Below are 25,334 nucleotides of genomic sequence, written 5' to 3' on the forward strand. Positions count from 1 at the left end.
GAAAGTCAGATTCCTTTGATCTGGAAGACAAATTTCCCGCCTTCACAAAGTATCGCGGGCATCTGGATGGAAAGTCCTTCCACTTTGGAAATTTTCTTTTCACTCGCTACGCAGATGCGGCGGCAGTTCCGGCTCGCGCGAGGTGAGATCGGCAAAAAGGGCGTCGAAAGCCCTCCCCTCGACAGCTTCAGCAAGACCCGCGAGTGCGTTGTCGATGGCGCGGGCCTCGTCGGCGTCCAGCACCCGGATGGCGGAGCCGAGATGGGTGAGTAGGTAGGTTCCCGGCGGTTGTGGGCCGACCAGCATGAGGGAGATCGAGGATATCCGGCCATGTCGCTCGCAGTGCGCGACGAACTCATTGCCGGCGACGGTTCGCATGGGAATGCCGATGCACATGATGCTCCTCCTCCGTCGTCCAGATCTTATGAAATCGGGAGCCGCGGTACGCAGGGTGCCCACACGGACTCCCGACCGGCCTCAGCCCTGGGAGAAGTTCAGCCGGCCAGCAGGACTGCACCGGCAAGGGCAATGGCCACGCCGGCGGTCCGCGCGGCAACTCGCCGGGCGTTGCCGAACCTCAACAAGGCCAGGCAGAAACCGGTGCGATGCAGGATGACCGTGGCAGCAATGAAGCCCGCCACATATCCGCCCGCATGCGTCATCGCCGGAAGTTCGGTGCCATGGGCATGGCCATGGAAGAGCGCGCATATTCCAACCACCGTCGCCGCGACCGACGTTGAAACCTTCACTTCGAAAGCAACCAGCAGACCGAGCAGGGCGACAGTCAGCGCGATCCCGGTTTCCACCATTGGAAAAGCGAGGCCGTATATGCCCAGGGCGCCCCCCACCGCCATGACCGTCACGAAGGCCAAGGGAACGATCCATCGGGCTTTACCGCCCAGCGTCAAGGCCCAGAAGCCGACCGCGACCATCGCCAGGATATGATCGAGACCGCTGACGGATGGCTGAAGCCGGCAAGCGCGCCGTCGGTGTGAAGGCCGACATGCGCGTGGGCGATGCCCGGTAGCGCCATCGCGACGAGCGTCGCCGCAACCCTACGAAAATTCATGATATCCTCCTCAATAGCGCAATGCGGCCGATTCGGCTCGGCGCTCGTAACGTTCGAAATCGATGTCGTTTTCAAGTAGTGGCGGAACCGCTGCTAATTCCGGTCGCGCAGTGACGACGACGCCCCAGTCCCGCAATATTTCTACTGCCGTTTCGATTACGCGCGGTATGACTGCCTTGACCGGCGTCGTCAGCGGGCCGCCCCAGTCCTCGAGATCCAGCGGCTGGCACCCGATGAGAACCAGTCGATCGGGATAGTGCCCCATGAGGTCAGCGGCGCTCAGCACCTCCTGGAAGCCGGTCTGATGCAGGCTCATCTTCTTGGCGCCAGTAAATTTCGGCACCTCGTCGTCTTCCACGATCTTCATCGTGCCCGGCTCGAGGCCGTAGTCGATGGCGTCGAACACGATCAAACGATCGTGTTCATTGACGAACTGCACGAGATAGAGCCCCTGCGTGCCGCCATCGAGGACGGTGACGTTGTCAGGCACCCGATACGCCTTGTGGAAGGTTTCCACCGCGCGCACGCCGAAGCCTTCATCGGCCCAGAGGATATTGCCTATGCCAAGCACGAGAATCCGCGGGGAAGGCGAAGAGGCCAAGGGACTTGGGGCGACCATCTAGTCCTGCCTGTCCTTGAAGAGCCGTTCGCCGGAAATCATCGACGAGATGATGCTCTGTCGGCTCATGATGTCCTCGCGGATCGCCACATAAATGTGCACCATGACGAAGACGAGGATTACCCACATGCCGAGATGGTGGAATGTGTGGATGTCCTGGCTGTTGGGCCAGATCGAGAACACCCAGCCGAAGAGCGCATATTCCCAGCCGTCGCGGCCGGCACCCTCGCTATAGAGCGCAAAGCCGGTGATCACCATGAAGAAGAGCGGCAGGGTGAACATCAGGAACATGGTGAACTGGGAAAGAGGATTGTGACCGACATACTTCGGCTGCCGGGCTAAGAACATGTACCACCGCAACTCATGCAGCCATTCCTTCCAGAAGCGGCCGCTCCAGAAGGGCACATAGAAGATCTGGCGGGCATGGATATTGCCGACAAAGGCCCAGTAGACCCTGAGGATAAGGAACACAGCAAGGACCTGCCCCGCCGCGAAGTGGATGAAGCGGATATACCCCATAACGAAATTGGCGATGGCCTCGCCCGGCATGGAAGGCAGCGGCGAGCCGATGAAATAGCCGGTTAGCGCGAGCGTCAGGATCGAGACGGCGTTGACCCAGTGCCAGATGCGCACCGGGGCTTCGTAAACATAGATGCTGTGGCGCTCGACGGCCTTTTCGCCGTGGGCGTCGGCGGCTGCGAGAGTTTCATGGATAGTCATGACTTATCCTCCTCACCGGACCTGAACCTTGGCCATTTCCTGACCGTCCGGGCTCATGACATGCGTCGAGCATGCTAGGCACGGATCGAAGGAATGGATGGTCCTGAGGATTTCGAGCGGTTGGGTGGGGTCCGACATCGGCGTATCCATCAACGAAGCCTCGAAGGCGCCAATATTTCCTGCCGGATCGCGGGGGCTGCCGTTCCATGTGGTGGGCACGACGCACTGGTAGTTGTCGATCTTGCCGTCCTTGATTTTGATCCAGTGCGCGAGCGCGCCGCGCGGGGCCTCGGTAAAGCCGACGCCCTTGACCTCCTTGGGCCAGGTTTCCGGCTTCCACTTGTCGACATGGGCCGTAGAGAAGTCGCCGGCCTTCATATTGGCAATCAGCTTGTTCCGGAAATAGCGCATCTGGTGGCCGGCCCAGCTCGATTCAAGCGCACGGGCTGCCGTGCGGCCGAGTGTCGAGAAGAGGGCTGAAACCGGAAGGCCGAGATCCTTGAGCACCTTTTCGACCGGGTCCTTGAACTCCGCCTTGTTCTGGGCGTAGCCGACGACCCAGCGGGCGAGCGGCCCGACCTCCATGGCATGGCCGCGCCAGCGCGGCGCCTTGATCCAGGAATATTTAGCGGCCTCGTCGAGCTGCTCGATATTGGTCTTCGTCCCCTTGGCGTTGGGGCCGAGTTCGTAGTGTGGCTCGGTAACCCCGTCCCAGGGATGCAGGCCCTTTGTCTCGTCGGGATATTTGTACCAGGAATGGGTAACGAATTCCTGGATCTGCTCGGGATCCTCATGGTCGACCGGCAGCGCTTCGGCGAGATTGCCATTGATGATCGCGCCGCGCGGCAGCTTCAGGCTTGCCTCGGAGTAGTCGTTGACGTGCTCGGGTACGTCTCCATAGGCTAGCACGTTCTTGCCCGACAGACCGCCTCCATAGAGCCAGTCCTTGTAGAAGGAGCCGATGGCCATGATGTCGGGAACGTATACCTTGTCATTGAACTCGATAATCTGGTCGATGATCGAGGTGACCATGTTAAGCCGTTCCATGTTGATCGCGCCGACCGCACCAGTACCGTCGATATTGATCGGACACGGTACCCCGCCAACCAGCCAGTTTGGATGCGGGTTCTTGCCGCCGAAGATCGTGTGGATCTTGACGATCTCCTTCTGGAAGTCGAGCGCCTCCAGATAATGCGCCACCGCCATGAGATTGGCCTCCGGCGGCAGCTTGTAGGATGCATTGCCCCAATAGCCGTTCTTGAAGGGTCCGAGCTGGCCTGACTCGACGAATTTCTTAAGCCGGGTCTGGATGTCTTTGAAATAGCCTGGAGAGGAAAGCGGCCAGTCGGACGCGGACTGCGCGAGCGCGGAGGTCGCCTTCGGATCGGCCGAGATCGCAGAGATCACGTCCACCCAGTCGAGCGCATGAAGATGGTAGAAGTGCACGACATGGTCATGAACCTGCAGCGCCAGCTGCATCAGGTTGCGGATCGAATTGGCATTGTCCGGGATGGTGATGCCGAGCGCATTCTCGACCGCGCGTACAGAGGTCAGCGCATGCGTGCCGGTGCAGACGCCGCAGATGCGCTCCGTGAAGGCCCATGCGTCGCGGGGGTCGCGGTTCTTTAGGATGACTTCGATGCCGCGCCACATGGTGCCCGTCGAGACCGCATTCCGGATGATGTTGTTTTCGTCGACATTGACCTCCACCCGCATATGTCCCTCGATGCGGGTGACGGGATCGACGACGATGCGCTTGCCCGAATTGTCCAGTGTGAAGCCGTTGGGTGTCTGAATTGTCACAATGCTGTTCCTCGCCGAGAGTGATTATGATGCGTCGGCTTTTTCGCGCTTGGTGGTCACGCGCTTGAAGGCGGTCACCGCAGCATGAGCGGCGATTGCACCACCCACGATGCCGGCGGCGGTCATGCCGACCTTGTCGGCGTTGGCCTCGACGCCGAACTGGTGGAGGTTCGTCAGCCGGTCATAGAAGCTGCCGTTGTCCCAGAAGCCGTCTTCCGAGCAGCCGATGCAGCCGTGGCCTGACTGGATCGGGAAGGAAACGCCACCGTTCCAGCGCACGGTAGAGCAGGCATTATAGGTGGTCGGGCCCTTGCAGCCCATCTTGTAGAGACAAAAGCCCTTGCGTGCGCCCTCATCGTCCCACTCCTCGACAAACTGGCCCGCATCGAAATGTGGTCGGCGGTAGCATTTGTCGTGGATGCGCTGCGAATAGAACATCTTGGGCCGGCCCTGCCGGTCGAGGTCCGGCAGCTTGCCGAAGGTCGTGATGAAGGTGACTACCCCGGTCATCACCTCCGCGATCGGGGGACAGCCTGGTACCTTAATGATCGGCTTGTCGAGGATGACCTTGTCGATCGCTGTCGCCCGGGTCGGATTCGGCTTGGCCGCCTGGACGCAGCCCCAAGAGGCGCAGGCGCCCCAGGCGATAATCGCCATGGCATCCTCGGCCATCCACTTCAGCTTCTCAACGAAGGGTTTGCCGCCGTCGATGCAGAACATGCCGTCCTCGTTGAGCGGCGGATTGCCCTCGACGGCGAGGATGTACTTGCCTTTGTACTTCTCCTTCGTCTCTTTGAGAATCGCCTCCGCTTGATGGCCGGCGGCCGCCATAATCGTATCGTCATAGTCGAGCGAGATCATCGACAGCACGACGTCTTTGACGAGCGGATGGGCCGAGCGGATGAAGCTCTCCGAACAGCAGGTGCATTCGAGCCCATGCATCCAGATGACGGGAACGCGTTCCTTGGTTTCGAGTGCTTCAGCCATCGCTGTCGCGGCACCCGGGCCGAAACCGAGGCTCGCGGCCGTCAGGCTGCAGAACTTGGTGAAACTGCGCCGGGTGATCCCCTGGCGACGAATGACGTCATACAAGGTTTGGGCAGCTGCCATTTTGCTCCTCCAGCAATTTCATCCCCATCGCGTCGCCCGGATAGACCCCGGGCTCTGCCAGAAATGCTTGCTGCAAGAAGCGGACCAATTTAGTAGGGGTCAGAGGGATAATCACCCGGTTCGGGATAATGCTGTTTCCGACCCCACCGCGGACGTTGGGGGGTCCGCTACCGGGTCGCAGCGCCAGCTCGCGTAGTCACGATTCAAACGGAAGCCAATAGCTGCACCCGGTTACCCAAGGCGGCCCTAAGCCCCAGTGGCGAAAGCTCAAGATGAATTAGGGCATACGCCTCGGCTCACGCCTTTGCGAGGAGCCCTGGATGCGAGATAGTTCGAGGAACCTCGGCCAAGCATTGGAAGTCCACAGCAGGCGCGAAGGGCCATGTCTGCGCCCGAACCACAGTCACAAGCTCAGATTTCAAGGGCTTGCGAATGCTGGCAGACGCATGCGGAGACCGTTTTGTCTCTGGAGTGGTGCTATTAGACCACGATAAGATTGTCCCATTCGGAGAGCGCCTCCAGGCGGCACCGCTTTCGGTACTTTGGGGGTAGAGCAGGTACGGTGCCGGATGGCCGTTGCTGCCGAATGCCGGAATTCTTCGCTCGCAATTGCTAGCCCAACATCAACACAACGCGCCGACTGCCGTTGTATCTCGCCGCGAACCGTCTTGCGTTTGTGGCCCCCTCGCCCTCACGGCCGGTTCAGCGTCGAACGTATCGTGCCGCGATGCATTCAAGGCCGCGACCAGAACGGCACCCGTGCGACTGCGGCAGAAGCCAGGGGTTACGTGCATCACGGCAAGACAATGGCGCCGGCAAGCCCGCCAGCATCGTCGCCAGTGCGGGCCTGGGAACCGCCATTGTCGAGGCGCTGGTCAAGCAGCTGGAGGCCAACATCGAGGTCATCAGCGACAAGAACGGCACCAGCGTGTCGATGACAAGGGCAACGTTCACCTCGCGCGTGTCGCGGGCGGCGTAGCGTGATCCATCCGGTGGCGGGAGCCGTGGGCGCAGGTCCGGCGTCCGGTTGGATCGCGCCAAGGCGCGGGATCTAGTCAATATGTCCAGCGTAGTCGCCAAGTCCGAAGAGCAGAAGAACGCCGAAGCCGAAGTCGAGGGCTTCCAGGACGACTGGGCCGTTCGTCGTTGTCGCCGAGACAACACATGGTTTTCACCGACGCAAAAGAACCCGGCAATCCCATCATTTTTGCCAATGACGCCTCCCTCGGCATGACCGGATACGTCAGGGAAGAGGTCCTCGGTCGGCACTTCAATTTCCTCATGGCGAACGGCACGACGCCGGGGCGCTGAAACGCATCAAGCTCGAGTTCGAAGCCAATGCGGAGGCGGGCACGGAAATCCTTTACAGGCGCAAGGATGGCAGCGAGTTCTGGGCGGGTCTTCGCCAGTCCTGTCCACGACAAGAGCGGCGCCATCGTCCAGTATTTTACCTCCTTTGTCGATCTGACCAGACACAAGGAGGAGCAGGCGCAATCCAAAATGCTCATCGACGAATTGAACCATCGAGTGAAGAACACGCTGGCAACGGTGCAGTCGATCGTCTGGCAGGCATCGCGAGCCAATTCCGATCCGCGGGCGATCCGCGAAACGGTCGAGTCCCGGCTGGATCGGCCAGAAGGCGATCTGCCTTTCTGGCCGTAGTCCTCCTCGACCAACCAGGCCCAGCGGACCCATCGGCCGGGATTTTGGCGCTTTGAAAGCGGTGTCTTTCCAGTGGCCTGTCCCGGCTTTGGTGCTTTGTACTTACCAAGCTGCCTGACCGCCCTTGCTTTGGCACTCGGTTAGTGTAACCTTGATTACCGTAATCAGGATTACACTAATATTCGTAGGTCGCGCTCAAGAGCTCTCCCGCCTCCGCAAGGAATTCTCCCTCGCTAGGCCCTCTTTGCTCGTGGTATATGGACGGCGCCGGATCGGGAAGTCCGCGCTGCTCAAGGAAGCTGCCAAGGACCGTCCCCACGTTCTCTATCAAGCGACGCGTGTCACCCCCACTCTGAATCTGGAGGGCTTCAAAGCGGAAATCGCCCGCTCGCTCGGCGCCGATCCCCTGTTGGACGGCCTCGGCGATTGGCTGAGCGTGCTGACATACCTCGCGCGTAAGGCCGAGGGAACGCTTGGGCTGATCGTTGTCCTGGACGAATTCCCCTACCTTGTCGAGGGCGATCAGGCCCTGCCATCGATCATCCAAAAATTCTGGGACGCGGTCGTCGGCGCCGAGGGCAAGCTGAACTTGGTGCTCTGCGGGTCGATGATTGCCCAGATGGAGGATCTGTTGGCCGAGAGGAATTCACTCTACGGGCGCCAAACCCTACCCCTGGAAGTCAAGGCGCTGCCGCTGCGGGACGCGGCCGGGTTCTTCCCGGATTACCCTGCTGTGGATCGTATCCTTGCCTATGCCATCTTCAGTGGTATCCCCTTTTACCTAAGGCTCTGCGATCCAAGCGCAAGTCTCGAGGAGAACGTCACCAATTTGCTGCTCGCCGATACTGGGGCGGTGGTAGACGAGCCGAACGTCCTGCTCCAATCGGAACTTCGGGAGACCCAACGCTACGCCAGCATCCTGGCGGCGATCGCGGACGGCTGCACCAAACTCGGGGAAATCGGCGGCCGTCTCCGGGACATCAAGGATTCCGTTTCGCTGAGCCCCTACATGAAGCGGCTCGAGCGCATGCGGCTGGTTCGGACCGTACATTCCCTCGACGCCAACCCCAAGTCACGGGACACGCGTTACTTCGTGGACGATCCGCTTGTTGCCTTCTGGCATCGGTTCGTTCGGCCGAACATGTCAAGTGTGATGCAGGGCTTCGGTCCCGAGATTTGGCGGCACCAAGTGGTGCCGCGGCTGGACGAGTATATGGGCGGCGCGTTCGAGGAAATCTGCCGAGGGCACGCCCGCCGCCATGCGCAGGAGGCTCTTCCGTCTCCGGCCCAGGAGATCGGTCAAATCTGGGGTGCCGAATATGACATTGACGTAGCCGGACGCTTGCTGGACGGATCGATGCTATACGGCGAGTGCAAGTGGCGCCGCGGAATGATCGGGGCGGATGTCCTCGCGACACTGATCGAGCGCGCCGGAAGAACCGACTATGGTCGTGGCGTAGAAGATCGCCACTTCGTCCTATACGCGCGCACCGGTTTCAAGGCAGGTGTCCAAGAGCGTGCCAAGGAGGACGGGCGAATTGTGTTGCTGACGCCCGACACCATGCTCGCCCTCTGAAATCCTCAGTCAAATCGGGCGACGGTCGATGCGGTCCTCGGCCCAGTCACCCTCGCGGTTCAGTCCGACGCGTCCGGCTTTCTCGAGGGTGCTAAGGATCGGAGACAGGCGCTTGCCGATGATGGTGACGGCGCGCGGATCGTCCCCGGACACCCGTGCCTCGTTGCGAACTCCTGCGCGCATTCGGCGGTCGACATCGGACGCTTGGCGGTCCGCAGAATGTCGAGAGTCATCTTGCGCTTGTTTGTCTCGCCGATGACCTTGTCGAGTTCCCTGACGCTTTCGGCCATGGGCAGCCGGCCGCGGCGCTACTGAGGCTGACCCAAGTCGTTCCCAGAGCTTGGCGCGTGCATCGACAACCGCAAATCGCGTGATGGGTTCGGCGGTTTGCGATGTGTCGCTGCGCGCCCACGATCACGTGGTGCCGGCGGCCGGCGAAACCAAGGCCAGCGGTAAGAATCGGCGTCAAATGGTGCGACACTGCCAAGATGCCGGACCTGCAACGGATGCAAGAATCGACGACAGCGATGAGCGGAGCGCCAAAGCGCAGTGACAGGCCGTTAAGCGCCGGGCAGCGTGCCCTTCGCTGACATCTCGAAGACATCGAGCAGGATGGCCAGCCCGACGCCGCACGCGGTCAGGATGAGGCCGGCCATGAAGATGCGGTTGGCGCGTTCGTAGATGGGTCGGCGCAGCGAACTCATGTCGAGCAGCTTGGACAGCGCCCGCATCTGCAACGCGATGCCGACCAGGATCGGCACAACGGCGAATAGGTCGTAGAGCCGCCATGGCACGGGGTTCGCCGCCCAATGCGTGACGAAGCCGAGCGAAAAGGCAAGCAGGATGCCCACGACAGTGATTGTGCCATTGCGGAAAATCGTCTCGATCAGCTCTTCCTTCGGATCGTGCTCGTCCAAGCAGCCCTCCCCTCCCTCAGCCGTAGCAGGCCCTTGCACAGTGTGAGACTAAGCTCTCGGGAAATCCCTGTACATCGCAGCCAATTAGTCAAGAGAGCTTCTGGCAAAGCGAACAGGTGGTTGTGGGGGGAATTAGCGGAACTGGGCGGTGAAACGCCGTTGAATTTGGCACTGACTGAGACAGGCGATCGGAGCCTTGTGCCCTATCGTCCCATATGGGCGCTCCTTGTTGTAGTATCTGCGACAATCCTCCAACTTTTCGAAGCCCTTTAATCTGACTCGCGCCAGATACCTAACATGATGCCATCGCAACGAGTTGGCGACGGAAGCATTGTCTGCACTTTGGGATCATGCCAGGCATTGCCTTCTTAAAGAGGTCGCGATCCGTCTCGTCCCAGTAATGGTCGCAATCATTCTTGATTGCGACTTTCCGTAGCCAGCTCCGGCCATTTATTTCCCTAAGATCTGCGATGCAGGTCGAGGCGTTGTCGCAGTTTTGGCGGGTAAGATAGGCAAGACGACCTCGGGTACCTTTCCGGTCAGCGAGTTAAGGAAGGCAACGAGCAGGTCGACTTCTTCGGCCTTCAACTCTTCGCCGAGCTGGGTGGTGCCCATAATAGCCACGGCCTGTTTCAGATCCCAAACCTTGCCCGAATGAAAATAGGGCGCGGTGAGTGCCACGTTGCGCAGCGGCGCCACGCGGAAAACAAAGGAATCGTCGGCTGAATTGGTGACGGCAAAGCGGCCCTTGTCGTTTTCCGGCCGTACCTCGGCGCTGGGCTTTTCAATAAGGCCGAATGCGTAATAGTCCTCCCCGCCAACGTTGATGCCGGCATGGCAGGACGAGCAGCCTTTGTCCATGAAAAGCGCCAGCCCCTGTTTCTGTTCGGAAGTCATGGCGGCGTCATCGCCATTGAGGAAAGCATCGAAGGGCGCCGGCGTGACCAGTGTCGCCTCAAAGGCTTCAACTGCCTTGGCTAAGTTGTCGAAGGTGACGCGATCGGCCTCACCGGGGAAAGCTGCATTGAACCAATCGACATATTGCGGCATCGACTTGAGCGTCGCGATGACTTGACCCGGAGTGTTGGCCATTTCGACACCGGCTTGGACCGGTCCCTTGGCCTGAGCCTTCAGGTCTTCGGCGCGACCATCCCAGAACTGCGCGATGTTAAAGACAGCGTTCAGTACCGTCGGCGCGTTGCGCGGTCCCTTCTGCCAACCATGGCCGATCGAGGTTTCAAGATTGTCGTCGCCCCCAGTCGCCAAGTTGTGGCACGAGTTGCACGAGAAGACACCTGACGCCGAGACACGGGGATCGAAGAACAATGCCTTGCCGAGGGCGATCTTTTCCAGTGTGATCGGGTGGTTGGCGACTGCCGGCGTGGTGGATGGCAAAGCCTTGAAAGTGGCCAGTGCCGTTTCTCTGAGGTCGGCGGGGATCGGTTCTGCAGCAAAAGCGATGGCTGCCGGCAAGGCGACAGCCATCGTAGTGAATAGCATTTTCATAAATGATCTCCGAGCGTTGTGCACGGACGCCATTGTGGGATATGCGGTTCGTGAACGCCCTGCGCTAGATCAACGGCGGGAGAGGACCGGGCCTGACGGCCAGACTTCGATCGGGTCTGCGATCGAATGGCGGAAGCCGCCACCAGGCTGTGTTCATCGCTGCGACCGTGGATCCCAACACGTGGCCGGCGCCATCGCAATTTGCTCGCGCTGACGGCCTGGTTGGTTCCTTGGGGCGTGGCGACGATCACCATAACAATGCCAAGGCGGCAAGCATCATTGGAGACCATGAAGGTCGAAGCCGTGTATCCGATGACGTACGAAACCTTCAGCGGCGCGGAACACCTTCGGCTTTTTCATTTTGCAAAATTCAAACGGAGGGGATCGAGCTTCAAAGCAAACTCCGACCCAGTTACGGGACAGCCAACACCGGGCGGATCAACGTGCATGACGGTGGGATGCGGCGCTATAGACCTCGATGCTGGGATGAGCATCGCAATAATCCTGTCGAGACAATTGTTGCGTTCAGCGGCAACCCCCACTATGAAGCGACGCTTCGCCGACTATGTTTCAAGCCGCCCGGAGATTTTCATGACAGAAGAAGCCGACAAAAACATCGACACCCTCATCGAGCTCACAGCCGATGTGGTCTCAGCCTATGTCTCCAACAATCCGGTTCCGGTAGGGGACCTCCCTGCTCTGATCGGCCAAGTGCATGCGGCTCTGAAAGGCACGGCCGGAAGCGTCTCCGCAGAAGAGCCGGCGGTCCTTAAGCCTGCAGTCCCGATCAAGAAGTCGGTGACACCCGACTACATGATCTCCCTTGAGGACGGGAAGAAATTCAAATCGCTAAAGCGCCATCTGTCGACCCACTACGGGCTGACGCCGGACGAATATCGCGCCAAATGGGGCCTGCCGGCGGATTATCCCATGGTCGCCCCGAACTACGCCGCGGCGCGCTCGGCATTGGCCAAGACGATGGGGCTCGGCCGCAAACCGAAGGAGCCGGAAACGCCGGCGCCAGCGCCGGCGAAACGGACCCGCAAGAAGGTCACGGCTTAATTCCGGCAACCGAGATTCGTTTTGGAGTGTGCTGCTGCCATTGGCATGATCTGCGCGTAATATGAAAAGGCGGGGGGAGCAACCCCGCCTTGTCTTTCCAGACAGCCTGGTTTCAGGAATTCGCGACGGTTTGCAGCAATCTGCTGACCGAATCTCCGGTCAAGCCATGTTCTCGTCCACTCTTGTCGAGTGGGTCAGCCCATCCGGGACGCGCCGCGTGCTTCCGGCTCTTGCGGGACGCAGCCGAAAAATCAGCCAGCTTTGCTGAGGCTGCCAGCGGATGACTTGCCAGTGCGGCGGTCCTGTTCGATCTCATAGTTGATCTTCTGGCCGTCAGTGAGGGTTGAGAGCCCCGCGCGCTCGACAGCGGAAATGTGGACGAAAACATCCTGACCGCCATTGTCGGGCTGGATAAATCCAAATCCCTTGCTGCTGTTAAACCACTTCACTGTTCCGGTCGCCATATGCGTATTCCTTTGTACAATTGCAACGTGGGCAGGCCGTTAGGCCAGTCCGATACATAGCCGAGACTTTAGGCAAAGCAAAAACGAAAAATTGCGGGGCCCGGCTCGATCTGCTGATGGTGGCTCGCGCCACTGGGTCAACGGCCGGGTGGTTCACGTCGCCACCTTGGTGCATAACCCTGGCGAGGCTTGAAGGAGTTCGGAATTGGATTGTTTCAAAAGGATCGAGGCGTTAATCGATGCGGCCAGCGCGGATGCGATCGATAGGGCGCGCGTTTTGCTGGATCAGTTGGACGATAAGTCGCAAACAATCGCCCAAGCGATCGACGACTTCCTGCTTGATCTGATGACCCTGGTGTTTGTTATAGAAAGCACCCAAGAGATGTTCCATTATCCGGCGCGGCGGTTGGCACATCTGAAATTGACCAGGGTCAGGCTGTTGTTGGCATCATAGCCTTGAGCTTAGAGCCGGTCCCGGTTAGAAGGCATCGATCTGTTCGTCGGCTCACCAGCGCGCAAAAACTGCCTGCATGGCGTGTGCAAAATTCCGTCGCCCCCTCAGCCGGCGGCGGCTGCAACTCCTCACCTTTCCAGCATCGCCGCCCCGATCGGAAAAGGAAACGTTCAATGCCACACGGACATCAGTGAATAGCGCACTCGGCATGGCGCCCACGCAAAAGGCCCCTCTTTGTCGCCCACTTGACCACCCAGCACCGAAGAACCCGATCGGCGGAAATTGTTAGCTTGTTCCGACGACTGAACGGAGAAGAGAAAAAATTCCGATCCAAACTGCCCAAACTGCAAAGTGTGTTTTCGGCACTTTCGCAGATGGCGAAGCATCAGATGTTCTGCCTTCCAATCGGGGCTGCGCCCGATCCTGGCTGCGCCAGGCTGTAATGAGCGAAGTCCATTTCCGTTGCCGAAAATGGCTATGCAAACACCGTGCGATTTCGGCTCTCGAATGGCAGCATCTATCTCGATGATTGACCCAACGCCTTGAGGTAGGCCGCCACCTAAACTGCGAACAACGACAATACTAGCCCCAGCCCTGTTCCTGGAAAAACAGGATAATGCGAAAATTACCCTTTGATACAGTTCTGATCGCCAATAGAGGCGAGATCGCCGTACGAATCATCAAGACGCTGCGCGAGCTGGAGCTGCGCTCTGCAATTGTCTACCACGATCTCGATGCGGGGACGCCAGCCGTCTCAATGGCCGACGTGGCGGTTCCCACAAGCGGTCGCACACCGGTCGCGGCCTATCTCGATACCGCTCATCGCTGCCGCCCACGAGGTGAACGCCGGGGCGATTCACCCGGGCTATTGATTTTTGTCGGAGAATGCGGAATTTGCTCGCAAGGTGTTGGAGGCCGGCATCGTGTTCATTGGGCCTACTCCAGAGAATATCGAATTGATGGGCGACAAGATCCAGGCCCGCAAGTTCGTTCAGCGGAATGGCTTTCCCGTCGCGCCTTCGGCGATCGAGGAGGATGATCCAGCAACGTTCATTTCGCGCGCACGGTCCATTGGAGCGCCTTTGCTGGTGAAGCCATCCGCCGGCGGCGGCGGCAAGGGCATGCGGATCGTGCGCGACCTCGATGCATTGGAACACGCCATTGTGCATTCACTCAGTGAGGCGCAGCGGTATTTCGGAGATGCTGCGAAGCCACGATTATCGACGACGCTGGCAAGGAGTTGCCGCCAGGCGTGACAGGAGAAATAGCGGTGCGGGGCCCCAACGTCTTCTATGGATATTGGCGCGATCAACAAGCGACCCGAGAGGCGCAGCATGAGGGATGGTATCGCAGTGGCGATCTCGGTCACCGCGATGCCGACGGTTATTTTTGGGTCCGTGATCGCAAAAAGAACCTGATCATTTCCGGCGGAGAAAACATCTATCCGGCGGAAGTCGAGCGTGTGCTTGACGAGCACCCCGATGTCGCAGAATGCGCTGTCGTCGGCCGGCCGGATCCGCGCTGGCACGAAGTACCTGTCGCCTACGTGATCAGGCGGGCGGGGGCTCGGATCGAAGCAGAAGCACTGGCTGCCTATGTGCAGTCCCAGGTCGCCCGTTTCAAAGTCCCGCGCGAGTTTATTTTCACGAACGAATTGCCGCGAACGGCGTTGGGCAAAATCCAGCACTCTATTCTGAAAGAGCGCGATGCGCGATCAAGCGGGGCGTTGCGCGATGACTGGGTTCTTTTACGGCCACAGGTGAACTTGCGATTCAAGATGAATGCGGCTGTGACGGTGCCATACGAACCCGGCCTCGGCGAAAGGTTCGGAGGCTATCGCCTGTGATTCTGTCGCGAATTCAGATTTTGGACGAGAAGCGTAATATTGAGCGCGCTGCTCATGCCGCCCCACCAATCGCCGTCCGGCCGCGTCGATCGCCTTTATCTCGACGAGTTGCAGCCTGCGGTTGCCCGGCGGGATCAGCAAAGGGCGTCGCGCAAGGCCCTTCGTCCTCGGATGCGCCGATATATGGTCAACAAGCCGCAATATCTCAGCGTCCTTGAGGACGGCGATTGCGGTTACGTGGTCTGCTCCGGACATTGAAGAAGGCACGCCGATAGGAAGCACGCCAGGAGCACCTCCCGGCGCTACCTTGTTTTGTGGGTTTTTCAAAACGGAAGGCGCTCTCTGTCGGCTTGGGTGCGCGGCCCAGCGTCTAGCAGCCGCGCGATCTTGTCGGGAGGTGTACACACATTGCCTCACGATCCCCGATAGCTTTGGACAGCTCTGGCAACTGATCAAGCACGCTGCCGAGGCCAGACCCTGCAACGCCACGCTCTCGCCAGGTGCCCTTGAGCGGCCTCCTTGACTCCGGCCTGCCGAGCTCCCCCTCGCCTCTCCGCCACCTCCACTGCGAATAGCCTGGCGGCCACCTTCCTTCCTAACCGGCCAGGCTCCTGACTCCTCTGCTCGTTCAGCGTCGACCCTGGCCTGCCTGTCGAGGACAGCGTTCTGCGTCGACCACCATCGTCTCGATTCCAACCCTCTCAGTGCCGCGGCCAGTTCGAGGCGCATTTTATCCCCCGCCGCGGCAGCACGCTCAATCGTCTTCCGCACGAGCAAGATATCGTCCCAAGCCGCAAGCGCTTCGCGTTCGGCGCCGTCCGATGTCCGACAATGTCGGATACGCAACATAGCAGAGCCCGATTTATCACATTGCCGAAACGGTTTTCTCATTTGGCACGGCACGTGCGCGGTCATCCGCAAACGCGTCACGGACCAAGGAGAAGCCGTCCCATGATCACCTCACCAAAAAATAAGGCCGCACGTCTCCCGGACGCATCCAAAGATGAGGCTCGAGCAAGGCCTGGCAACATGCAGACGGCTCGGGTGGATCGGCGCTGCCTACCGGTCCACTTTCTCCCACACGGGGAGACGGGGACGCAGCGCCTTAAAAATGAGGAAATCGCTTTGCCACGAACCTTGCCGATCGTCCGGCCACCACAACCGGAGCCATCCACCAAACTTCCGTCTCGGTGGCTGCGCAGGGCATTCATTGAGACCGCCTTGGTTTTCGCGATGACCGCTCCGGTTCTGGCCGCCACCGACGACGGCAAGGTGACGGATTTCCTGCTCGACAACGGCATGGAGGTGGTCGTCGTCCCCGATCACCGCGCGCCGATCGTCACCCATATGGTGTGGTACAAGGTCGGCAGCGCCGACGAGCCGTCGGGCAAATCCGGCATCGCGCATTTCTTCGAGCATTTGATGTTCAAGGCCACGGCCAATCACGTCGCCGGCGAGCTGAACCGCGCGGTGGCCGAGATCGGCGGCTCGCACAATGCCTTCACCTCTTACGACTATACCGCCTTCTACCAGAGAGTGGCGCCCTCGGTGCTGGGGCAGATGATGGGCTTCGAGGCCGACCGTATGCGCAACCTCATCCTCACCGACGATGTCATCAAGACCGAGCGCGACGTGATCCTGGAGGAGCGCCGTTGGCGTATCGAGACCAACCCGCAGGCGGTGCTGGATGAGGAGGTCGACGCCACACTCTGGCAGAACCACCCCTACCGCATCTCGATCATCGGCTGGATGCAAGAGATGGAGCAGCTGAACCGCGTCGACGCCGTCGCCTTCTACAACAAATATTATAACCCCAACAAACGCCGTTGTGGTGGTGGCGGGCGATGTCGACCCGGAGACGGTGAAGGCGCTGGCCGAGAAGACGTATGGCAAGCTCTCGCGCGGACCGGAGCAGCAGCCGCGAGTCCGGCCGGTCGAGCCGGAGCAGAACACTAAGCGCACGGTGACACTCACCGACGCGCGCGTTTCGGTGCCCCGCTTTTCCACGCAATGGGTGGTGCCGTCCTATCATACGGCCGAACCTGGCGAGGCCGAGGCGCTCGACCTCCTGGCCGAGATCCTCGGCGGCGGCACCCGCAGCCGGCTCTACCAGCAGTTGGTGGTGAAACAGGGAATAGCCACCGAGGCCAGCGCCAATTTCCAGGGCACCATGCTGGATGCCACCAACTTCGCCATCTACGGCTCGCCGCGCGGCGGTGCAAGGCTTGCCGACCTAGAAGCCGCAGCCGACGCCGAAGTCGCCCGCATCGCCAAGGACGGTGTGACCGATGAAGAGCTGGAAAAGGCCAAGGACCGGTATGTCCGCTCGGTGATCTTCGCCCAAGACGAGCAGGACTACCTCGCCAACATGTATGGCTCGACGCTTGCCACCGGCGGTACCGTAAAAGATGTGCAGGAATGGCCGGACCGCATCCGCAAGGTCACCGCCGATCAGGTGAAGGCCGTCGCCGCCCGCTATCTCGTGCCCGACCATTCGACCACCGGCTATCTCTTGCCCAAGACGGAGAATTGATGTGACGATGAACCAACACCGTGCCGCCTATGCACAAGCCCTGCCATTTCCGCTTTCAGTGGCAGAAGGCAGCGTCGCACGCCTCGCCACCCCGCTGGCCATCCTCCTCCTCGCCATCCTCTTCCTCATCCTGCCTGCGCTCAGGGCCCATGCGGCGATGAACATCCAGGAGGTGAAATCTGAAAAGGGAATCAACGCCTGGCTGGTCGAGGACCATACGGTGCCGATTATCTCGGTCCGCTTCGTCTTCAAGGGCGGCACCACGCAGGACCCGGTCGGCAAGGAGGGGCTCATTCACCTGATGACCGGCCTGTTCGACGAGGGCGCCGGCGATCTCGACAGCGAGGCCTTCCAGGTGAAGCTCGACGATGCCGGCGCCGAGATGAGCTTCGACGCGCAACGCGACGGCATCCATGGCTCGATGCGCATGCTTTCGGAACAACAGGACGCCGCTTTCGATCTGCTCAGGCTCGCGGTCAACAGGCCGCGCTTCGACCAGAAGCCGGTCGACCGCATCCGCGCCCAGGTGGTCTCCGGCATCATTGCCAATGAGCCCGACCCCGATGCGATCGCTCAGCGCAAATGGCTACGCGCGATCTACGGCACGCATCCTTATTCGAGGCCGGACGAAGGTACCAAAGTGAGCCTCGCCGGCATAAGGCCGGCCGATCTCGGCGCCTTCCACAAAGCCATTTTCGCACGCGACGGGCTCCATGTTGTCGTGGTTGGCGACATTGACGCGAAGAGGCTGAGTGAAAAGCTCGACCAGCTGTTCGGCGATTTGCACGAGAAGCAGACGCTCTCCCCCGTTGCCGATGTCGCCGCGAAACTCGGACAGCAGGTGGAGGTGAACTACGAGCTTCCGCAGACCTCGCTGCGATTGGCTTTTCCTGGCGTCGGACGCAGTGAGCCGGATTTCTTCGCCGCACTGCTGATGAACGATATCCTCGGCGGCTCGCCCTCCACGTCGCGCCTGTGGGAGGAGGTGCGCGAAAAGCGCGGCCTTGCCTATGGCGTCGGCTCTAATCTGGCCGGTTACGAGCATTCTCATGCGCTGCTGGTTAGGACGGCGACACGCTCGGACCGCGCCGCCGAGACGCTGAGCATCGTGCATCAGGTGGTGAAGCAGATGGCACAGCAGGGGCCGACGGAGGCCGAGCTCGAGGCGAGCAAGAAGCATTTGATCGGGGCCTATGCCATCAACTATCTGGGTTCCTCCAGCTCGATTGCAGCCACGCTCGTCGGATTGCAGCTCGACAATCTCGGCACCGACTACATCCAGCGCCGTTCCGCCCTCATCGATCAGGTGACGCTCGACCAGGTCAAGGCTGCGGCGAAGAAGCTGCTTTCGGCCGAGCCCGCCATTATGGTCGTCGGCCCGCCGCTGGGGGCAAAGGATGAGACCAGGACGCCATTTCGCCTTCCTTCTCCCCTTGTGAGGTCTTCCCATGGGGGAGCGAAACCCTGTTCGGTGGGCTAGTGGGGTTTTTTAAAAGCCCGCCGAGCGGTTTTGGGGGCCCTTGCGAGGCATCTGCCGGTTCAGGCGGCCTACTCGCCTGATTGTGGCACGCTCCTCCTCACGCCAGCTTCTCTTCGGGTGGTAGAGGACCCCGATCATGGTCCGCAGATTGAAAGGCGCAGGCCCCCTCCATGCACTGCGTGCGGATGGCGAAGCCGACTTCCGATTTTTTCGCCTAACGAGAACCGCGAGCATCGATTAGAGAATTCAAAGTATCCTCCCTTTCCAGTTTGGGGACGGTGGTCTACCGGCTGCCTGGCTGAGGCCCTAAGGAACCCGGACGTCGCGGAATACATCGCACCCTGCTACATATACCCGCTGCGTCGAGGAGGAATCCGGTATTGCCCCTGTGCCTGCCGATGATCCGTCACTTGAGATCCCCCGACCTGTTTGGACCCATTGATCGCCTGCCAGCACTTGGCATGCCGATTGGCGAGCGGACATTTGAGGTCCTCAACCCATCGACTGGCGAAGTGCTGGCAGAGCTTCCCGACATGGGCGTGCAGGAGACGCGCGCTGCGATCGACAAGGCCTATGGCGCCCAGCCTGGATGGGCAGGATTGACCGCACGTGAGCGCAGCGACGTTCTGTGGCGTTGGCATCAGTTGATCATCGACCACGCCGACGATCTCGCCGCTATACTCACAGCGGAGATGGGCAAGCCGCTTGCCGAAGCCAAATCGGAGATGTCGCATGCTGCGGCGTACCTGCAATGGTACGCCGAGGAGGCCAATCGCATCTATGGCGAGACGATCTCCGCACCATCGACGGACCGCCGCATGCTGGTGATCAAGCAGCCGATCGGCGTCGTTGGCACGATCACGCCATGGAATTTCCCAGCCTCGATGGTCGCGCGCAAGATCTCGCCAGCCTTGGCCGCAGGCTGCACGATCATCCTCAAGCCCGCTGAACAGACGCCGCTCGTGGCTGGCGCCATGTTCGCACTTGCGCACCAGGCTGGCTTCCCCGAAGGCGTGGTCAACCTGGTCTATGCGTCCGAAGGCGACGCGGTCGGTCGCGAACTCTGCGCCAATCCCAAGGTCCGCAAGATCAGCTTCACCGGATCGACCGAGGTTGGCCGGCTGCTGATGCGCCAATGCTCGGACCAGATCAAGAAGGTCAGCCTCGAACTCGGCGGCAATGCACCTTTCATCGTCTTCGACGACGCCGAAATCGACGCTGCGGTCGAGGGTGCGATCCAGGCGAAGTTCCGCAATGCCGGCCAGACCTGCGTGTCGGCGAACCGCCTTTACGTTCAATCGAACGTTCACGATGAGTTCGTCGAGAAATTCGTTGAGAAAGTCCGCCGCCTATCGGTCGGCGATGGCTTCGCTGCCGGAGTGGACATCGGACCGCTCATAGACAAGCATGCTCTAGCCAAGATCGAATCCCATATCGCGGATGCGGTCGAAAAAGGTGGCACAATTCGATGCGGGGGCAATCGCATCGGCAAGGATGGCACGTTTTTCGAACCAACGGTCCTCACCGAGATTTCCAGCGTGATGGCGGTTGCGCGGGAAGAGACTTTCGGGCCGCTGGCGCCGATCATTCGCTTCGACGATGCGGATCAGGTCGTCCGTGAGGCCAACGATACGATCTACGGCCTCGCCGCCTACTTCTATGCCTCAAGCCTGAAGCGTGTCTGGCGTGTCGCCGAGGCCCTGGAATATGGCATGGTCGGCATCAACACCGGACGCATGTCCTCGGAAGCGGCACCCTTCGGCGGGATCAAGCAGTCCGGCATCGGGCGTGAGGGTTCCCGCCATGGCCTCGAGGATTACATCGAAATGAAATACCTTTGCATGGGCGGAATCTGAAGCTCTGCTTGCGCGGTTCGCAGTCCGAAGGCGCCGCGGGTCAGAGCAAGAGCTGGCTCGAGCGAGAAGCGGTCCGGGTCCTCAAGCCATGCGCCGTCATACTCGAAAAGGATGGCCTCCGTGCCTCGGACGCGATTGCTCCTCGCCATTCCGATCGGGCGTATGCGACCGTTCAGATCGATATGCACCTAGTCAGTCATCGCACGATGATGCGACTGGCGGCCTGAGATGGACGTGCTTAGGCAGATCGGCGCTGGCCAGCGCCTGTCCGACGCTGTCGTTTCTGATGTCGGCGACTTGACTCAGGCCCTCTAGCAGGCCGAGCGCCTGCAGGACGCCGGCCATAAATGCCGATGCTGACGGTGTTGGTCTCCGGCTTCGACCCTTTGGAGGGTCGAGCGAGACGTGAAGGCGCGCTCGGCCACGACCGCCATCGGCAGCCGTCGCCGTCGACGCGCATCGTGAATGTCCGCCCCAAGCTTACGCATGGCGCGCCGCACGGCAACAGGAGGGTTGTGTGGGGTTGGCATTTGAGACCTTCGCACTACAAAATTGCGGAATATGTCGCACGAAAGTAACAATCTTCTAGCCCGTCAAGGCCGCCGTCCCAGCAGGGAGCGAAGGTTTGATCTTACGCCGTCGCGATGGCATCGACCGGGAGATTCCGAACGTCAGCGATCGCGCGGCGGCAGTGGTTTTCACGTCAGCGGGCTCGTTGGGACGACTGTCGACCTAAGTGAAGGGTCATCTGTCTCCGTCAGGATACGATCGATCGGGAATTCGGTGACGAGGGGCGCCCCCTCCGAACCGAGCGGGGTATCTCAGCAGCGACGGACAAATAGCAGCCGAGCGTCGCGTCTGATTGGGCGCAGGAGTTGTCGTGGCGGATCTGTTCATGCGGTGATGGACATGGAGATCTCGCGCCAGCTCACGGGCGGCGCGACGCGATCATCCCGTCGAACAGACGCCGGCTGCGGTCGCTCAACCGGCGATGTTTTCCGATACCACCATCGCATCGTCGGACAAAAGCTCCTCGACGACGAGTTCCTCGCCCCTGGGCGCCGAGTCTATCCGGCGCTTCTTAATGCCGTCGGAAATCCCACTCGAGACGGTTGGAGATTGCCTTCTCATATTCCATTCGGCGCGGACATTGCCGCCGCCCAACTTCAACTCCTGAACACCAGGGGCACATCCACCCTGAAACCGGATGCCCGGCAGGAGACTGAGCTCGCTGCCGGGCCGAGTACGCCTTGGGAGGTGGCGTAAGTCAGCGGCTTTTCGGGTCAATGAGACGACTTCTCCTCAGTCCGAACGCCTTTTGCCGTAGACCTTGCATGTACCGTGCCAAAGCAAAAAAGCATTCAAAAATGACTGATGCATCAGATCATGCTGCGTTGCGTATCCGACATGGTCGGGTATCGGACAACGCTGAACGTGGCTGAATGGTGCATGAATTAGCTTTCCCCGGGCAGATTCTGTTTGAGATAGCGCCGGGCACCCGGGACCTGCTGCACGCTAGGCACACCCTGATCGATTGCGACGGCTCTCGCATCGAGTGCGACCTCTAGTTCGACCGAGCTGTCGGGTCGATGCGGGGACGGCGCGTAGCGCTGTCAAACTTTCCCGCGCATCATCATTGCACGTCTGTCTGCGGCGCGGCAATCAATGTGAGGTGCGCCAGGCCAAGCTGGCGTGTTCCAGCCGGTGCGAGTCCGGCCCGGGTAAGGGGTAGCGCCCGCCCGGTAGCGAGTGTTGCGGCGTGGGAGGTGACGACCACGGCGAAGCGTACACAGCAATCATGCGGGGTGTGGGAGTGAGCCACGATAGTGATAAGATTGCAGGGGCCGAGACTTTCTCACCTGTCGAAGGCAACATGTGCGGAGCCGATAAGCGAGGCACCGTCGCCCTGCCGGGGTCTAGGGCCACATCACGCATGAAAGGAACACGTCGGAACCTGGCGATCCGCTCAGGCAGATCAGATCGACCCAGCGTCACGCCGTAGAAGAAACGCAAGGCGCAAACGGTCTGGTTCAACGCGCCCCACGACCCTTCGGCCCACCAAGTGGGCCTGATAGGCGCGCACCTCTTCGTATCCCAGTTGATCGGGTGATCGTCCAAAAAATCGACTGAACTTCGCCACGTGATGCACGTAGGATCGCTGGGTCTCCGGTGACAAATTGCGGATCGTCAGATCTTCAATCATCCGCTGACGCAGAGGGCTTATCTGGGCCATGTGGGGTTCTCCTGTCTGGAAGGTTGGCTCGACACCAAATCTTCTCAGACAGGGGCCTCCTCAGGCCAGACCCGCGCATCAGCTACCGCGGCAGCGGTTTAGTTCAATCACAAACTCGCCCGACTGGGAATCCCAAGCCGATTCAATCAATCAATGAACCGCTCTAGAAGAGTAGTAGCGGCTGGCCGCTAGTGACGTTTGAGGCTCCGAGGGTACACGATGGGCCGGCATTCGTGGGAGCGACCGTTTCCGTTGGTGTGCTCCGGTTCGGCCAAGCAGGCGCAGCTTGACGAGGACACCGAGACACTGACGATGAATCCCGCGCCAATGGAAGGCAATTCAAACGGTGCGCGAGAACGTCACTGCGGCGAATGCGAGAATGCCACCTGCGCGCTTCCACGTGACGTCGCGCAGCTTTGGCAAACCGAACCTTTGGCGGTGTTCCAATTCTGGAATTTCGCCCGGCACACTCGCTGAACGGCAGAGCGAGTACTATGCCCCCCAAGGGGCATCAATCTCAGCCATTCTCACCCACATCGGTGGCACGCCGCGATCACACCGCCCGAGGACTTGATTCCGGGATGGGCGCTCGATCGCTCTCCATCAGATAAAGTCATTGGCGGCATTACCTTTTTGCGAGGTTTCCAACGCTTTCTAATGTGCTACCGGAATGCAGTGGCGGTCGAGAGCGCGCATATGCCAGACCCCTCTTCCAGGGCCTGGCAATACGCTTGGTCGCCCAGTGAGTACGACACGCCGAGCGCGGCTGGCGGCAACACTGCAACTAGAAGAAACAGGGAGAACTACTATGAGCAAATGGGGTAAAAAGTCGGACCTAGCCATCACGCCTAACAGAAGGCAAATTCTCAAATCCGCAGCTGGCGTCGGCGCTTTGGCGATTGCGTCGTCGAGCGGAATTCTGCCAGTGTTCGCTCAAGATTCCGCTCCCAAGAAGGGCGGCCACTTCAAAATCGGCCTCTCCGACGGCGCCACATCCGACTCCCTTGACCCTGCGATCTCCGCGACCGCATTCACGCGACTGTTCCTCAAAACCCTGCATGGCTATGTAACACAGATCGACGCCGACGGAAATCTTACCGGTGAGCTAGCCGAATCCTGGGACGTATCGAAAGATGCCAAAACCTGGACCTTCAAATTGCGGAAGGGGGTTGAGTTCCACAATGGCAAGAGTTTGGAAGCAGGGGATGTTGTTGCCTCGATCAATCACCATCGCGGGGCGCAATCCAAGTCGGGTGCCAAGGTCACCGTTGAACCGATCGAGGATATCCGTGCGGACGGACCTGGAACAGTCGTCTTTGTTCTGAAAGACGGTAACTCAGATTTTCCCTATCTTCTTGAAAACTACCAGCTCCCCATTTGTCCTACGAATGACGGAAAGGCGGACTTCTCCGGGGTTGGCGCCGGAGGCTACGTACTCGATCATATCGACTACGGCGTGAATGGCGCAGCCAAGCGTTTCGCAAACTACTGGAAGTCGGATGCGGCCTGGTTTGATTCATTCGAGGCTCTTGTCATACATGATGTCACGGCGCGCACAAATGCCCTTACGACAGGCCAGATCCATGCAATGCAGCAATGCGACCTGAACACGGTCCATCTATTGGAGAGGAATAAAGGTCTGGAGATTTCGTCGGTCGCCGGCACCCAGCACAACACAATGGCCATGGTCTGCGATGTCGCTCCATTCGATAACCCAAATGTGCGACTCGCGCTCAAATACGCGATCAATCGCCAGGAACTGCTCGACAAGTTGCTCCGCGGGTATGGGCAGGTTGGCAACGATCACCCGATCGCCTCCACAAATCGCTTTTTCGCCAAGAATCTGCCGCAGCGTGAATTCGACCCGGACAAGGCTCGGTTCCACCTCAAGAAGGCTGGAGTTGCGGAGCTGAAGGTAAGCTTGTCTACCTCGGATGCAGCCTTTTCGGGCGCAGTCGACGCTGGAGTGCTCTATCAGCAAGATGCAGCCAAAGCCGGCATCAGTATTGATCTAGTCCGCGAGGTAAGTGACGGCTATTGGGACACAATTTCGAAAAAACCCTTTTCATGAGCCAATGGGCGGGCCGGCCAACCGCCGACTGGATGTTCTCCCAAGGTTATGCAGCGCACGCCGCATGGAACGAAAGCCATTGGACAAACACCCGCTTCAATGAACTATTGGTGGCTGCCCGATCGGAACTTGATGACGCCAAGCGGCTGGAAATGTATTCTGAAATGCAGAGCATTTGCAAAGATGATGCGGGCGAAATTATTCCCGTCTTCGCTAACTACGTCAACGCTCTTTCGACGAAAGTTGGCCACAAGAAGCTCGCTTCCAACTGGGATTTTGATGGTTTCCGCTGCGTAGAACGCTGGTGGTTCGCTGATGAGTGATGTGGTGGAGGGCTGAGGTTCTGTCGGATC

General features: G+C 59.9%; 18 protein-coding genes and 9 pseudogenes. 13 read left to right on the forward strand and 14 right to left on the reverse strand.

Going from position 1 to position 25,334, the window contains the following annotated elements:
- Positions 1-99 precede the first annotated feature (99 nt).
- The 6 genes and pseudogenes from HB777_39445 to HB777_39470 all read right to left on the reverse strand — a co-directional run bounded on the left by HB777_39445 (position 100) and on the right by HB777_39470 (position 5,321).
- Positions 100-396, reverse strand: a complete 297-nt coding sequence (locus tag HB777_39445; protein ID QND69646.1) for a HypC/HybG/HupF family hydrogenase formation chaperone — start codon at positions 394-396, stop codon at positions 100-102.
- A 98-nt stretch (positions 397-494) separates the two neighbouring features.
- Positions 495-1,069 (reverse strand): annotated as a pseudogene (locus HB777_39450) (HupE/UreJ family protein).
- Positions 1,070-1,079: 10 nt separating this feature from the next.
- On the reverse strand, positions 1,080-1,688 hold the full coding sequence (gene hybD / locus HB777_39455) for a HyaD/HybD family hydrogenase maturation endopeptidase (protein ID QND69647.1): 609 nt from the start codon (positions 1,686-1,688) through the stop codon (positions 1,080-1,082).
- The gene (gene cybH, locus HB777_39460; GenBank protein QND69648.1) at positions 1,689-2,408 is read right to left on the reverse strand and encodes a Ni/Fe-hydrogenase, b-type cytochrome subunit; all 720 of its coding nucleotides are present in this window, start codon (positions 2,406-2,408) and stop codon (positions 1,689-1,691) included.
- Between the two features lie 12 nt (positions 2,409-2,420).
- On the reverse strand, positions 2,421-4,211 hold the full coding sequence (locus tag HB777_39465; GenBank protein QND69649.1) for a nickel-dependent hydrogenase large subunit: 1,791 nt from the start codon (positions 4,209-4,211) through the stop codon (positions 2,421-2,423).
- A 24-nt stretch (positions 4,212-4,235) separates the two neighbouring features.
- A complete protein-coding gene (locus HB777_39470) occupies positions 4,236-5,321 on the reverse strand; it encodes a hydrogenase small subunit (GenBank protein ID QND69650.1) in 1,086 nt (361 codons plus the stop codon).
- Between the two features lie 802 nt (positions 5,322-6,123).
- Here HB777_39470 and HB777_39475 point away from each other — a divergent pair.
- The 3 genes and pseudogenes from HB777_39475 to HB777_39485 all read left to right on the forward strand — a co-directional run bounded on the left by HB777_39475 (position 6,124) and on the right by HB777_39485 (position 8,559).
- Positions 6,124-6,300: pseudogene (locus HB777_39475) on the forward strand (histidine kinase).
- A gap of 81 nt (positions 6,301-6,381) precedes the next feature.
- Positions 6,382-6,947 (forward strand): annotated as a pseudogene (locus tag HB777_39480) (PAS domain-containing protein).
- Positions 6,948-7,152: 205 nt separating this feature from the next.
- The gene (locus tag HB777_39485; protein QND69769.1) at positions 7,153-8,559 is read left to right on the forward strand and encodes an ATP-binding protein; all 1,407 of its coding nucleotides are present in this window, start codon (positions 7,153-7,155) and stop codon (positions 8,557-8,559) included.
- A 9-nt stretch (positions 8,560-8,568) separates the two neighbouring features.
- Here HB777_39485 and HB777_39490 read toward each other — a convergent pair whose 3' ends face one another.
- From HB777_39490 to HB777_39500, 3 genes are all read right to left on the reverse strand, one after another.
- Positions 8,569-8,742, reverse strand: coding sequence for a hypothetical protein (locus HB777_39490; GenBank protein ID QND69651.1), 174 nt, complete (start codon positions 8,740-8,742; stop codon positions 8,569-8,571).
- 377 nt (positions 8,743-9,119) lie between these two features.
- Positions 9,120-9,476: a hypothetical protein gene (locus HB777_39495; GenBank protein ID QND69652.1), complete on the reverse strand. Its 357-nt coding sequence runs from the start codon at positions 9,474-9,476 to the stop codon at positions 9,120-9,122.
- Between the two features lie 450 nt (positions 9,477-9,926).
- Entirely contained in the window at positions 9,927-11,015 is a 1,089-nt protein-coding gene (locus HB777_39500; GenBank protein ID QND69653.1) for a cytochrome-c peroxidase, read from the reverse strand.
- 558 nt (positions 11,016-11,573) lie between these two features.
- Here HB777_39500 and HB777_39505 point away from each other — a divergent pair.
- Complete coding sequence (locus tag HB777_39505; protein QND69770.1) at positions 11,574-12,044, forward strand: MucR family transcriptional regulator; 471 nt, start codon at positions 11,574-11,576, stop codon at positions 12,042-12,044.
- Between the two features lie 251 nt (positions 12,045-12,295).
- Here HB777_39505 and HB777_39510 read toward each other — a convergent pair whose 3' ends face one another.
- Positions 12,296-12,508 carry a cold-shock protein gene (locus tag HB777_39510; GenBank protein ID QND69654.1) on the reverse strand — a complete coding sequence of 71 codons (213 nt, stop codon included), beginning with the start codon at positions 12,506-12,508 and terminating at the stop codon, positions 12,296-12,298.
- A 205-nt stretch (positions 12,509-12,713) separates the two neighbouring features.
- On the opposite strand from HB777_39510, the gene HB777_39515 reads away from it, so the two are divergent.
- The 7 genes and pseudogenes from HB777_39515 to HB777_39545 all read left to right on the forward strand — a co-directional run bounded on the left by HB777_39515 (position 12,714) and on the right by HB777_39545 (position 20,677).
- Positions 12,714-12,962 carry a hypothetical protein gene (locus HB777_39515; GenBank protein QND69655.1) on the forward strand — a complete coding sequence of 83 codons (249 nt, stop codon included), beginning with the start codon at positions 12,714-12,716 and terminating at the stop codon, positions 12,960-12,962.
- A 616-nt stretch (positions 12,963-13,578) separates the two neighbouring features.
- Positions 13,579-14,218, forward strand: a pseudogene (locus HB777_39520) (hypothetical protein).
- The gene (locus HB777_39525; protein QND69771.1) at positions 14,179-14,808 is read left to right on the forward strand and encodes a long-chain fatty acid--CoA ligase; all 630 of its coding nucleotides are present in this window, start codon (positions 14,179-14,181) and stop codon (positions 14,806-14,808) included. The pseudogene HB777_39520 and the gene HB777_39525 overlap by 40 nt, the downstream one beginning before the upstream one ends.
- A gap of 39 nt (positions 14,809-14,847) precedes the next feature.
- Positions 14,848-15,066, forward strand: coding sequence for a hypothetical protein (locus tag HB777_39530; protein ID QND69656.1), 219 nt, complete (start codon positions 14,848-14,850; stop codon positions 15,064-15,066).
- 975 nt (positions 15,067-16,041) lie between these two features.
- Positions 16,042-17,341: pseudogene (locus HB777_39535) on the forward strand (insulinase family protein).
- 7 nt (positions 17,342-17,348) lie between these two features.
- The gene (locus HB777_39540) at positions 17,349-18,821 is read left to right on the forward strand and encodes an insulinase family protein (GenBank protein ID QND69772.1); all 1,473 of its coding nucleotides are present in this window, start codon (positions 17,349-17,351) and stop codon (positions 18,819-18,821) included.
- 380 nt (positions 18,822-19,201) lie between these two features.
- Positions 19,202-20,677: an NAD-dependent succinate-semialdehyde dehydrogenase gene (locus HB777_39545; protein ID QND69657.1), complete on the forward strand. Its 1,476-nt coding sequence runs from the start codon at positions 19,202-19,204 to the stop codon at positions 20,675-20,677.
- Positions 20,678-20,703: 26 nt separating this feature from the next.
- Here HB777_39545 and HB777_39550 read toward each other — a convergent pair.
- The 4 genes and pseudogenes from HB777_39550 to HB777_39565 form a co-directional block, all read right to left on the reverse strand.
- A pseudogene (locus tag HB777_39550) lies at positions 20,704-20,826 on the reverse strand (type II toxin-antitoxin system HipA family toxin).
- Between the two features lie 43 nt (positions 20,827-20,869).
- Positions 20,870-21,207 (reverse strand): annotated as a pseudogene (locus HB777_39555) (helix-turn-helix domain-containing protein).
- A 451-nt stretch (positions 21,208-21,658) separates the two neighbouring features.
- Entirely contained in the window at positions 21,659-21,841 is a 183-nt protein-coding gene (locus HB777_39560; GenBank protein QND69658.1) for a hypothetical protein, read from the reverse strand.
- A gap of 498 nt (positions 21,842-22,339) precedes the next feature.
- Positions 22,340-22,910, reverse strand: a pseudogene (locus HB777_39565) (site-specific integrase).
- 219 nt (positions 22,911-23,129) lie between these two features.
- Here HB777_39565 and HB777_39570 point away from each other — a divergent pair.
- Together HB777_39570 and HB777_39575 are read left to right on the forward strand one after the other, a co-directional pair.
- Positions 23,130-23,387: a hypothetical protein gene (locus HB777_39570; GenBank protein QND69659.1), complete on the forward strand. Its 258-nt coding sequence runs from the start codon at positions 23,130-23,132 to the stop codon at positions 23,385-23,387.
- A 331-nt stretch (positions 23,388-23,718) separates the two neighbouring features.
- A pseudogene (locus HB777_39575) lies at positions 23,719-25,304 on the forward strand (ABC transporter substrate-binding protein).
- Positions 25,305-25,334 lie beyond the last annotated feature (30 nt).

The sequence above is a fragment of the Mesorhizobium loti genome, assembly GCA_014189435.1.
In the GTDB taxonomy this organism is placed as follows: Bacteria; Pseudomonadota; Alphaproteobacteria; order Rhizobiales; family Rhizobiaceae; genus Mesorhizobium; species Mesorhizobium loti_G.